10 protein-coding genes are annotated in these 11,592 nt (G+C 36.2%); 4 read left to right on the top strand and 6 right to left on the bottom strand.

Going from position 1 to position 11,592, the window contains the following annotated elements; genetic code table 11:
* Nucleotides 1-142, bottom strand: a 142-nt coding sequence (locus tag H592_RS24985) for a DUF3316 domain-containing protein (RefSeq protein WP_211235602.1), incomplete at its 3' end; no start/stop codon positions are given.
* Between the two features lie 1,489 nt (nucleotides 143-1,631).
* Between H592_RS24985 and H592_RS0100560 the strand changes: the two genes are divergently transcribed.
* Nucleotides 1,632-2,345 (top strand): response regulator transcription factor, encoded by a 714-nt coding sequence (locus tag H592_RS0100560; protein ID WP_028867017.1) that lies wholly within the window; start codon nucleotides 1,632-1,634, stop codon nucleotides 2,343-2,345.
* 156 nt (nucleotides 2,346-2,501) lie between these two features.
* On the opposite strand, the gene H592_RS0100555 is transcribed toward H592_RS0100560, so the two are convergent.
* The 5 genes from H592_RS0100555 to H592_RS21205 are packed head-to-tail and all read right to left on the bottom strand — an operon-like array spanning nucleotide 2,502 to nucleotide 7,538.
* A complete protein-coding gene (locus H592_RS0100555) occupies nucleotides 2,502-3,911 on the bottom strand; it encodes an aldehyde dehydrogenase family protein (protein WP_028867016.1) in 1,410 nt (469 codons plus the stop codon).
* Nucleotides 3,912-3,931: 20 nt separating this feature from the next.
* Nucleotides 3,932-5,410, bottom strand: coding sequence for a tripartite tricarboxylate transporter permease (locus tag H592_RS0100550; RefSeq protein ID WP_028867015.1), 1,479 nt, complete (start codon nucleotides 5,408-5,410; stop codon nucleotides 3,932-3,934).
* 14 nt (nucleotides 5,411-5,424) lie between these two features.
* Nucleotides 5,425-6,003, bottom strand: a complete 579-nt coding sequence (locus tag H592_RS0100545; RefSeq protein WP_028867014.1) for a hypothetical protein — start codon at nucleotides 6,001-6,003, stop codon at nucleotides 5,425-5,427.
* 56 nt (nucleotides 6,004-6,059) lie between these two features.
* Nucleotides 6,060-6,998: a tripartite tricarboxylate transporter substrate binding protein gene (locus tag H592_RS0100540; protein WP_028867013.1), complete on the bottom strand. Its 939-nt coding sequence runs from the start codon at nucleotides 6,996-6,998 to the stop codon at nucleotides 6,060-6,062.
* A gap of 24 nt (nucleotides 6,999-7,022) precedes the next feature.
* Nucleotides 7,023-7,538: a universal stress protein gene (locus H592_RS21205; RefSeq protein WP_051368833.1), complete on the bottom strand. Its 516-nt coding sequence runs from the start codon at nucleotides 7,536-7,538 to the stop codon at nucleotides 7,023-7,025.
* A gap of 301 nt (nucleotides 7,539-7,839) precedes the next feature.
* Here H592_RS21205 and H592_RS0100530 point away from each other — a divergent pair, with 301 nt between their 5' ends.
* The 3 genes from H592_RS0100530 to H592_RS0100520 all read left to right on the top strand — a co-directional run bounded on the left by H592_RS0100530 (nucleotide 7,840) and on the right by H592_RS0100520 (nucleotide 10,850).
* Nucleotides 7,840-9,144, top strand: coding sequence for an NAD(P)/FAD-dependent oxidoreductase (locus H592_RS0100530; protein WP_028867012.1), 1,305 nt, complete (start codon nucleotides 7,840-7,842; stop codon nucleotides 9,142-9,144).
* Nucleotides 9,145-9,228: 84 nt separating this feature from the next.
* Nucleotides 9,229-9,591, top strand: coding sequence for a cupin domain-containing protein (locus H592_RS0100525; RefSeq protein ID WP_028867011.1), 363 nt, complete (start codon nucleotides 9,229-9,231; stop codon nucleotides 9,589-9,591).
* A 434-nt stretch (nucleotides 9,592-10,025) separates the two neighbouring features.
* On the top strand, nucleotides 10,026-10,850 hold the full coding sequence (locus tag H592_RS0100520) for a molybdenum cofactor biosynthesis F family protein (RefSeq protein ID WP_028867010.1): 825 nt from the start codon (nucleotides 10,026-10,028) through the stop codon (nucleotides 10,848-10,850).
* The last annotated feature ends 742 nt before the right edge of the window (nucleotides 10,851-11,592 follow it).

Below are 11,592 nucleotides of genomic sequence, written 5' to 3'. Positions count from 1 at the left end.
AATTAAAACCGGCTTCATAAGCTGCTGCTTTATTTGTGAATGCATCAGTGCTGAAGTTTTTGTCAGAATGAACGACTTGTGTACCAGCAAAAACGCTTGAGCTGATAAGTAGGGTTGCTGCTAGAGTTGTTAATTTTTTCATTTTGAATACCTTAAATAATTTGTTGATACATATTTGTATTGAATGAGTGGTTAATGCGTTACCGCTGTTTCCTCACTCGATGTAGCTATTATGCCTATTATTTATGTGACCGTCATCACTCTATTTTTCCATTCATTGTGGCTTTTTTGTCACCAATCGAATTTAGAATGAAAAAAGCTAAGTGATTGTTCACCGTTTTACCTTGTTGTTTATTTACCTGTGACGTGGGCTTGTTTCTTCTTGCTCACTCACATTAACAAGGTTTGAATCAGCCAACTCCTTTGCGTCATCTTGTTTTAATACACACTCACTTCAAAAGACCTACATAGTGGGAAATAAATTTCCTTTATTGCAAATATTTTTTACAAGCCGTGTATTTATTCATCTGTTATCACCTGACAACAACGGTTAAGTTTTATCCCTTATCGGTCGTTGTTGAGGAAGATAATAGTCTTCCTGAGGTTAATAGCAGGTTAAGAAATGACAAATAATTGAATTAATTTGTCGATCGTAAAAGTGATGATACGGATGAAGTAAATAAAAGGTTCACTTTGCGATGGCAATAAGCAATCCCTTTAATGGTGGTGGTTTGTCGTTATTTTTGTAATTAATAGGATAATGGCAAGCTTGTTTTTAAAGTGAAGGTAACCAGCTAAAAAAGAGTAAACATCTTCTTTTTATCAAGTATAAAAATCAATTGCAGTCAGTGTTGCAGAGCAGTTTTGTGGTATATGGGAACTTAAATTATAAGTATGAAAATAGTAATAATTGATAGGTTTTACCATTAGTAATGTTTTTAAAACAGATCTGACTTTTACTTTGAAAATTGCTTTCAAACGGCTGAAAAAGATTAAAAAACCTTCAATGACATTTAAAAAATAACAAAAATACAGGAGTGAAATATATTTTATAGAACATCAAAGTCGCCGTTTTTATTCATTAAATGAATAAATAAAGAAGGGAAATAACTGAGTACTACAATTTTTAGAACATTAACTTTTATAAAATTCATTAGATTATAGGCTTTGGAATGTCATTAACTGGTGTTTTTACGTCACCATTCATAACCGTGCTTAAAAAGCTGTTTATTGGCAGCTTGAATAATGGTTTTTATTAAAAAGGTGTCTTCAAAGCGACGGAGTATAAATAGGTCTAGAGCGAACTTTATGTGGCAAAATATAGGATCAGGCATCACTATAATCTAAAACATACTAGAGATAGTTGTGATGGATCTTTATTAATCCTAAATGCCGGCAAAGTACCGAATATCTATGGCAGACCATGTGCCAACTTCCCCATTGTATTTTACGATGCTTTGCAGTTCTTTAATATTAGGGATGCGTTAATCAATAATTTGTAATAGGTCATATTCAAATAAAAAAATTTAATAGTGTGAAGTGATTAACTTTTTAATGATTACAAATAAAGTAGCATCTTTTCGTTAAATGCTTAACGTGTTAAGTAATATGTGTATTCAGGGAGGTTTTATATGGGAAGTCTTAACGCTAATATAGTGCAATTACATGAATTTCAAAATGAAGTTGTTACATTATTGAGTTCTAGTTTCAATATAGCAGGCACAGTCAGTTATTTGGTTGATGAGTCTTGTAAACCTTTGTGTTACGAAACCTATAATATCGCTACTATGATGCATCGCGAATATACTGAAAATTTCTACAAACTTGATCCTTTACATCCTACTAATTTTCAACATAAGTTAGACCGTGTAGTGAGAATGAGTGATCTTGTTCCTAGATCACAGCAGGCCGATAATACCTATTATTCTGATTTTGTTAGGCAATGGGATGTAAGAGACATTATTGAGTTATTCTACTATCAAGATGGCGTCATGATTGGTGGCTCATCGCTTTTTTTCAACAAAAACTCTGAAGAACTTAATAAAAATGAATTAGCCAGATTAGTAGGTCTACAACGTTATATAGAGTTCACTTTAAATAAGCAGTTACAGAATAATACTAAGATTAGCTATGAGGATTTTTGCTTGCAGTATGGTTTAACGAATAAAGAGAAAATAATTCTTCAACTAGCTATTCAAGGATTGCAAAATAAAACCATTGCATCAAATCTCAAATCGAGCTTACCGACTGTAAAAACGCATTTACAACATCTATTTTCTAAATTACAAGTGAGCAGTAAGATTGAGTTAGTAAATAAAGTTTATGGTGCAAACTGTATTCTATAAGTTGAATTTTACTGACTTTGACGATTGAATTAGCTCGAGTAGAGTGGTATTAGAGGGGATCTAAGTTAATTAAATTCACACGATAATGCTCATAACTAAACTGAAACACTGAAACACTGAAACATTATCGAGTGAGTTTTATATCAAAGCATTAACCTAACTTTTATTAATGTTGGTTACTTGCAGCAAGCTATTTTCTAATAAACCTTCTAGCCCAAATTCAACACCAAAGCCTGACATTTTACAGCCTCCAAATGGGACGTGGGGTAGTATTTCAGCATGACCATTGATCCAAACCGTCCCACACTCTAATTTTGATGCTAATTGAATTGCTGAGTCTAAATCTCCCCAAATTGAACCACCTAAACCAACCTCTAAAGAGTTAGCTTGCTGAATTGCATCATCAACGTCAGTGTATTTAATAATAGGAACAACTGGCCCAAATTGCTCTTCATCAACAATACGCATGCCATGGCTTGCATTACCAACAATAGTAGGGGGGTAAAAGTAACCTGGGGTATCTAATCTGTTGCCTCCGGCGTAAATAGTCGCGCCATGGGATTTAGCATCTTCAACCAGCGAAATAACTTTTTCTAACTGATTTTTATTCTGAACTGGACCAAAGGTGGTATCAGATGATAAACCTGAGCCAACAATATTCTTATCCGCTATTTCAGCGAGTAATTCACACAGTTGATCATGTTGTGATTGGTGTACATAAATTCGTTTAATAGCGGCACATGTTTGTCCCATATTAATGAATGCCGTATTGAAAATAGCTTCAGCCAGTTTGCTCAAATTAGCATCGGGTAGAATGACAGCTGCATCATTACCGCCAAGCTCTAGAGTTAAACGCTTAAGGTTATTTGCCGCTGATTTCATGATACGTTGGCCGCTTAAGGTTGAACCAGTAAACACAATTTTATTAATGTTTTTGTGTTCACTCATTGCTTGGCCAATCTTTCCATCGCCACATACCACACTAAAAACACCTGCAGGCAATACATCTTGAAGTAGTTCTCCCAAGCGCAAGGTATTAATCGGGGTCAACTCAGAGGGTTTGCTAATAACCGTATTACCCATTCTAAGTGCTGGTATTATGTGCCATATTGCAATCATTAATGGCCAGTTCCATGGCGTGATTGAACCGACAACGCCAATTGGCTTACACCTTCCTTCGATGCGCTTGTCATCTGTTTCTTGATAAACTTCCACTGGAATTTCGATATTGGTTGCATGCCTTGTCCAAGCGACTGCGCCACCCACTTCCATATGTGCAAGTTGTAATGGTTTACCTTGTTCGTTGACTATTATATTAGCGAGTTGTTCCGTATTTTCTTCAATCGTATCTGCAATTTTATTTATATAAACATCTCGTTCTGCTTGAGTTAATGCACTCCAAGTTTTAAATGCACTCACTGCACCTTCAACGGCTAAATCAAGTTGCTCTATAGATGCTTGTGGCGCTTCATATATCACTGTTTCATCTGCAGGGTTAAGTACTGAAATCGGGGATAAATCGCCCTCTGCATTGGCACCATTTATTGTCATCCATAATTTGTTCATTTATTTCTCCTAGTTAATATTTATTTTTTTGAGTCTTTAACTAACGTCACTACAAATAATGTGATCGATACAATGATCATGATCAGTAGCGTCAAACTAATTGGTCGTTCTACAAAAATGGCGAAATCACCGTTAGAAACGCCAAGTGCTTGCTTCACTCGAGTTAGAAATACAGGGCCTAGCACTAAGCCAAGAATAATTGGAACCGCGGGAATTTGCTCTCTTTTTAAAATGTAGCCAAAAACTGCAAAGCCTAATGCAATGAGCGCATCTGAAAATTGATAATTTTGGCTATAACTACCGATAAAACCAAGAATCAAAATAATAGCGCCTATGAAACGACCTCTAATTCTTGTTAAATTAACAATTAATTTACTGGAAAAAGTCAGGTATAAAAATGCCACGATATTGATTAAAAATATCGATATATATAATCCAGAAATAAACTCTGGGTGCTCAGCAAATAGGGTAGGACCGGGTATATAGTTATGAACCATAAATACTGACAGTAACATCGCCATCAAAGCATCAGCAGGAATTCCAAAAGCAAGTAGGGGGATCATAACCGATGCCGTTACCGCATTATTTGATGTTTCAGAGGCAATTAATCCCTCTTCTGCTCCGTTACCAAATTTCTCTGGTGTTTTAGAAAATTTTTGTGCAAGGGTGTAAGAAAAGAATTGAGAACCAAATTCACCAACACCGGGTAATAATCCCATGAGCACGCCCAATGCTGCTGAACGAAAAGCGGTCCACTTATATTTCCATACCACTAACATGCCAGAGAATCTGCCTTCTCCTTCATATTTTGTAACTTGTGAGTCATTGCCTTTTTGAGATAGCAGCACAAATGCTTGTGACATAGCAAACAAACCAATGACTGTTGGGACCAGAGGTACTCCTCCGTATAACCATTCTTGTTCAAATGTATAGGTCATGGTGTTATAGGACCTATCAATGCCAATCGAGCCAAAGAAAATACCTAACCCAAGCATCATTGCGGCAGAAAATGCTTGTTTGTAATGTGCCATAACAACAAAGATCATGCCTAAAGCGGCTAACATAGCAAACTCTGTTGAACCAAATAATGTGGCTACCTGGGATAATATTGGTGCTAAAAATATCAGTGATAGCACACTAATAATACCGCCTACAAAAGATGAAGAATAAGCTATCGATAGTGCTTTTTTACCCTTGCCTTTTTGGGTCATCGGGTAACCGTCATAAGTGGTCAGTACGGCAACTGGCGTACCTGGGGTATTCATCAAAATGGCTGGAATAGCTCCGCCATACCAAGCACCACCATAGACGCCAAGTAATAGCGTGACGCCTGGTAACGGGTCCATTGCAAATGTCATCGGTAATAAAATAGCAATAACACCGGCAGGTTCAAGACCAGGAATAGAGCCTATCGACACCCCTAAAATTGCACCAAAAACAATAGCAAGCATAACGTTTATTGTTATTATTTCTTGCATGCCTAATAAGAAAACATCCATAATTTTATCTCTATTTACAAGTACATATTCGCGAATTCAGATAAAGAATCGGGAAACAAGTTATACAGCCAAACATCGGGTAACCAAACACTAACGATGACTCTAAATATTACGATCAAGATGGAGACTGAGATAAGCGACATAACCACCCAAAAGCGATTAAATAGATTACTAATCCAAAGCATTGAAATGATCAGTACAAAACTTGATATAGCAAAACCGACCACTGACAAACTTGCGATAAATAAGTAAAAAAACATGCTAATTATAATCGCGGTTCTATATTTACTGACTGCGTTAAAACTTAACTCAATGGGGTTTACATTTTTCAAACAGTGAAAATTTTTCTTAGTGTTGACTAATAAATAGGTACCACTAAAAATTGAAATAATAGATAACCCAAATAAAGGGGCAACAAAAGGCTGAGAATACCAGCCATGTGTAGTTGTTACTGCCGCTGCTTCAAAGGGTTGTAGAAGTATCAGCACGAGGGAGCCAATAAAAGATAATAAATAAAAGTAATAGTTCATCGGTAATTCATTGTCCGTTGAGTCACTTGTATTTTTTTCATCTATCTCGATTTCAATCGCCATTCTTTTCTCCCTTATTGTGAAAATATGAGTAGATAATTTATCTACTCATATTTAAATTACTTCATATATTCCAATAGCTCTTTCGCACCTAAAAAATCATTGTTAACAATAGTTTGTGCTTCTGTTCCGCCAATCCAAAAAACATTAGCCCCAGTGCTTTCACTGATATCTTTTACCTGTGGTGACTTTAATGCCGCCTGTGCTATATCAGCAATTTTTTGTTTGATATTTTCAGGTGTGCCTTTTTTAACAAATAGACCATTCCAAGTTGTTTGTTTTACACCGGTTTGCTCTTTAAGCGTTGCTACATCTGGGCTAATACTCATGCGATTTTGAGTAATAGAAGCAATAATTTTGACATCACCTGATTGTAAGCAAGCGAGAATAGTTTGTGTGGTTGTATTAATAATGTCTGCATCACCATTTGCTAAGGTGCTACAGGTAATGGAATCAAAGGGAGCATTTGAAGAGAATTTAAGGCCAATTTTATCAGCAGCTTTAAAGGTAATCGCTGTTGGTAGGGCTTGATAACCAAAATGTGCTAGCGAGACATTGTTTTCCTGAGAATACTTAGCTAGCTCAGCCATATTGTTATAGGGTGCGTCATTTTTAGCTGCAATTACAAAAGGATAATCTAAAAAAATACCCACAGGCTCAAAGGTATTTTGATCAAAAGGTGCATTACCAGAGATGATCTGTGTAGTCAGAATGTCTGCAACAAAAGAGCCGATAGTGAGGCCGTTAGCTTTACCTCTACCAACTTGTGCCGCTCCAATAACGCCACCACCGCCAGGTTTATTAATGACAGTCGCAGGTTTACCTGTTTGGCTAGACATCTCTTCTGCAATTAAGCGCGTAAGAATATCTTCTAAATCACCGGGCGGCCAAGGAACTACAAATTTTACAGGTCTATTAGGATACTCCGCTGCCATGACAGGAACAGATGAACATACGACGGGTAGTAACATTGCTAAACAAACTTTTAATTTTTTCATATTAAATCCTTTGATGATTATTGATTAAAGTGTTGCTAATTTTTTACGGGCTTCCAATCCATTTGGAAGGGGGACCATTAAAACTGGGATTGTTGCTGTTTGCAGAACTTTATTGACTGTAGAGCCTAAGAACATTCTGGAAAAAGGGCTAGATTTACGGTTTCCCATAATAATTAAGCCGGCATTGGTTTTCTCTGCTACGTCTATGATGACTTTTTCAGGAGGACCAAATTCTATATTAATTGAAAATTTAGGAGGAGTGCCTAAGTCACTAAATTTAACCAGTGCAAATCGCTGTATTCTTTCTCTGATTTTTGACGCGGTTTCTTGCTTTCGTTGAGAAGAATGGATTTTTTCTATTCCCTTTGGCAGATATGAATAGGAAGCCTCGGATGTAATGGTCTTAATACTTTCAATCGCATGAACATAAACAATTTCTGCTTTATTCTTGATTGCTTGATTAATTGCGACATCAAATGCTCTCCAACTTCCTTGACTAGCGTCTGAAGCATAAATGATGACTTTAATATCGTTTCTCATGACATTTCCTTTTCATAACTGGTGAGCTATTAAAAAAGATAATCCCTCACATTGAAATCAACCTTAAGGATGAGAAAGCGTATTTTAGCGGTGTAATCTGACCTATGTCGCATTTGTGTTTTTAGTTATTCCACAATCAATATTTTTACTTTTAAATTAAAGTTGTTATTAATCAGTAGATTAAGGTGTTTTGTTCTGGATTGAATTCTGAATGAATACTGCTTTATCAACCTTACGGCTGATTGTTAGCTGTTGATGGCTATGTTTTTATATCGTCATAAAAAACGCTAAGGACGAGAAGATGAAAAGACATTTAGACTCTGAAACATATTACTCAGCAACAAAAAAATATGACTTAAGTTTCACCAGACTTACAGACGATATTGAAGCTGATGTGGTCATTATTGGAGGCGGTTTTACAGGAGTTAACACCGCGCTTGAGTTGGCTGAAAAAGGTTTTACTAATACGGTTATTTTGGAAGGGCGCTACCTTGGTTATGGTGGCACTGGACGAAATGGTGGGCAAATCATGGCGGGCCTTGGTCATGATTTAGATACCGTTAAAAAACACGTTGGACCGGAAGGCCTTCAAGAGCTATTTAAAATAGGTAACTTAGGTGCAGCCATTATTAAAGAGCGTGCGGAAAAATATGATATTAAGGCAGACTTTCGTCATGGCTACGCTTATTTAGGCAGTAATCCTCGTCAAGAAAAAACACTCAGAGCATGGGAAAAGGAATTCAAATCAGTGTCTTCTGATACTGAAATTGAACTGCTAACCGGATCTGATGTGAAAAGTGTCGTAGGTTCAGATGCTTATAGTTGTGCTTTAAAGCATATGGGGGCAGGGCATGTGCATTCTTTAAACTTACTACTGGGAGAAGCAAAAGCAGTAACAGAACTCTATGGTGTAAAAATTTACGAAAATTCAATGGTTATTTCCGTGGAATATGGGGATACGGTAACGGTGCGAACGCCGACCGGTAGCGTTAAAGCTAAAAAACTATTATGGGCTTGTAATGGTTTTTTAGAAGGGATGGAGCCTGAATTACACAAAAAAACCATCAATACTTACGCATTTCAAATGGCCACGGAGCCCTTGTCAGATCAGCTGATCGAGCAGATAAGCCCAATAAGAGGAGCATACAGCGATATTCGCCCAGTGATCGATTATTACAGGGTGACCAATGAAAATCGCTTACTTTTTGGTGCAGCAACAAGAGCGGTAGAGCATATTCCAAATGATTTAAAAAATTGGAATAGAGACCAAATGTTAAAGATCTTCCCTTATTTAGATCAAGTTAAAGTTGATTACGCATGGGGTGGCCCGTTATGTGTTAGTGCTAGTTTATTTCCGCAAATGGGTACATTAAAAGGCCATGACAATGTCTTTTATGTACAGGGGTATTCAGGTTTCGGAGTCACGCCGAGTCATATCATTTGTAAAGTATTAGCGGAAGGCATGACTGAAAGAACCGATAGATATGAGCTCATCAGCAACATCCCTCATGTCAATATTCTTGGTAAGGACTACGTTGCTCCTGCTTTATTAACAGGCGGAAAAATGTGGCATCAACTATCAGGTTATTGGAATGGGCGTCGTTAATATAACCTTTTAGATAGATTTTAATTTATTACTCAAACTCAGAAACATTAATTATTACTTACTCTTTAATTAAAGGAACAGAACATGAAACCAATATTACTTAATGCAGCCCTACCGGAAATGGTAGAAATCGGAAGTGTTACTAACTTAGGCTCTACTGTTATTGAAGGAGATCCGCAGGCGAGTATCGCGATGATCGATGGTGCTCCAGAAGATCCTGTGGCCTGTGCAATTTTTAAATGTACGAAAGGTGTATTTTCAATGCAATATCCTTTTACTGAGCACGCCACTATTTTGCAAGGCTCATTAAAATTAAAGAATTTAGAAACGGGTGAAGAAGAAACATTTGGTCCAGGCGATTCATGGTTTGTAGCGCAAGGTAGCAAAATTGAGTGGCATGTTTTATCTGATTACTTCGTTAAGCATTATTTATCAGTAGCAAAATAAAAAATATTTACTCGACTAAACCTATTTCAAACCAAGCTATTTAGGCCTAGTTTGGGATTGGTTTAGTTCTAGGCGCATCCTAGAAAAATAATACTCGGACAGCCTATTTTTTTGCTTATGTATTTGGGGTAAACGCATCAGATAAAATAAGTCTCAACTCAAAGTAAATCATTAATAGCCAAAAGCTTGAAAGCCAAAAATTTAAAAGATAAAGCACCCCGCGTATTTAAAACCTTGATACTAGGTGCATGTTCGCGCTTAAGTAATAGCTTAAGTAATATTTATCTCCCTTTAAAGAAGTTGCTGAAAAGTAACAACACAGGTTTTGTACGTCTAAACAAATTAAATTCGACTAAATAAAAGCATAGATATCATGTTGTCATCGATTTATAGGTGATGACATAGCTTATGAATAATCACTGAAAGGGTAAATGATGGATAACAAAACAGAATGGGTTCAAGTAGGCGACTTAGCTAACGGTTTTGCTTCAGATGCTAATACTTTAAAGTATGTTGATGATTTAGAAGGTAAGACCTTTGATTTTTACATGGAGAATGGATGGTTGATTCGACATGTTTTTAATAGTGGAAGTAGCTTAACGTGGGAAATTTTAAAAGGTAATGGTGTTGGTGAAAAGGTCACTGAAGCTTATACCGCTACCAGTATTCGAGAAGGCGTTTATTTTGTTGATTTTATTAAGTCAAAGGAAAAAGCAACTAGCGTTAGCCTTGTAATGAATTTAAATTCAGATAATGGAACGGCTATTATCAATCGAATGCCATCCAAACAAGAAACGATGCGTCCTGCTTACCAACGAGTTATGGATGGAGATTTACTGACACCGGTTGATTCCGTCTTTGTACAATTTACTATGGGCACTGCCTATACTCAAGGTCGAGGTCATCAACATACAGATGAGCTAATCGGTAAAAGAGTTCAATATACTTATAGCCAACATGAGTCTTATGAGCATGTCTACTTGAACCAAAATTATTATACATGGCAATGTCTTAACGGAGTTGAAAAGGGCTTGGCAGATACTGACCTTTGTCATTATTACAAAATTGATGAAGAGCTATACTTATTTGTTTGGCGTGAAAAAATTATACCGACAGCTGGGGTAATTATGATTGATCTTAAATGTTTAAAAACAACGGGGAAAATCGTAGGTTATGATGGTACAGATTTTGAGAAACTGAATAACTTCCCTGTTGGTGCATATGCTAAGTTACTTAACGAAACTAAACATATCATCTAATTGAGCTTATCTATTGACTTAAACTGATAGCATTTTAATTCAATTGTGCAAAGTATGGTGTATCAAATATCCCCCATACTTTTGGTCATTATTGCTCCTCTGTTTCGTTTATTAATATCAACTCCGTTAACCGCTTGAATTAAGTCCTTACAATTCCTCGTAACACAATCTCAATATTTCTCTCTACATAATGCTCACATCAACCTACCTATTTTTTCCTCACTTTTTAAATGAGGCTCTGTATTGGGAGGCTTAACCGCGAATTTTTAAACACTAGATGCTATTTATTTAAATACCAGATACTAAGCAGTAAAGTAAACAAGTAACTTAACGTGTTAACTACAATTTTTAATATTTTATACGGAATATCAGCTGTTTATACTCTTTTTGTTTTTTTCGTCTATATAAAACAACTATTACTAAGTAATGAGACACGTGTCTTATAAGTACGTTAAATTCATTTTTACCTAAAAATATAGTGTGTTACGCGATTATAGAAAGAGAGGGAGAGGTCACATAACAATAAATATGTCGTTAAAAGAGCTTAATATCAGAAGCTAATTCATTTAACATGATTTCAAGTAAATGGTTAACGCGTTAAGTAAGTGAGTTTGTAAAGGTTGAATAATGAATGATCCTTAACAATCCAATCTACCGCTTGAGTGCTTGTAAGTTGCTGTATTAGCAAAGACATAATCATATACATGGACATATTAGTAATGAAAGGGGTTGTTTTAAACCC

The sequence above is a fragment of the Psychromonas arctica DSM 14288 genome (assembly GCF_000482725.1).
GTDB lineage: Bacteria > Pseudomonadota > Gammaproteobacteria > Enterobacterales > Psychromonadaceae > Psychromonas > Psychromonas arctica.
This window is presented reverse-complemented; position numbering and strand designations above follow the sequence as displayed.

What these genes read in the sequence shown, in the direction of transcription:
- H592_RS0100560 (WP_028867017.1), top strand. Translation starts at nt 1,632, where the DNA reads ATGGGAAGTCTTAACGCTAATATAGTGCAATTACATGAATTTCAAAAT.
- H592_RS0100555 (WP_028867016.1), bottom strand. Translation starts at nt 3,911, where the DNA reads ATGAACAAATTATGGATGACAATAAATGGTGCCAATGCAGAGGGCGAT.
- H592_RS0100550 (WP_028867015.1), bottom strand. Translation starts at nt 5,410, where the DNA reads ATGGATGTTTTCTTATTAGGCATGCAAGAAATAATAACAATAAACGTT.
- H592_RS0100545 (WP_028867014.1), bottom strand. Translation starts at nt 6,003, where the DNA reads ATGGCGATTGAAATCGAGATAGATGAAAAAAATACAAGTGACTCAACG.
- H592_RS0100540 (WP_028867013.1), bottom strand. Translation starts at nt 6,998, where the DNA reads ATGAAAAAATTAAAAGTTTGTTTAGCAATGTTACTACCCGTCGTATGT.
- H592_RS21205 (WP_051368833.1), bottom strand. Translation starts at nt 7,538, where the DNA reads ATGAGAAACGATATTAAAGTCATCATTTATGCTTCAGACGCTAGTCAA.
- H592_RS0100530 (WP_028867012.1), top strand. Translation starts at nt 7,840, where the DNA reads ATGAAAAGACATTTAGACTCTGAAACATATTACTCAGCAACAAAAAAA.
- H592_RS0100525 (WP_028867011.1), top strand. Translation starts at nt 9,229, where the DNA reads ATGAAACCAATATTACTTAATGCAGCCCTACCGGAAATGGTAGAAATC.
- H592_RS0100520 (WP_028867010.1), top strand. Translation starts at nt 10,026, where the DNA reads ATGGATAACAAAACAGAATGGGTTCAAGTAGGCGACTTAGCTAACGGT.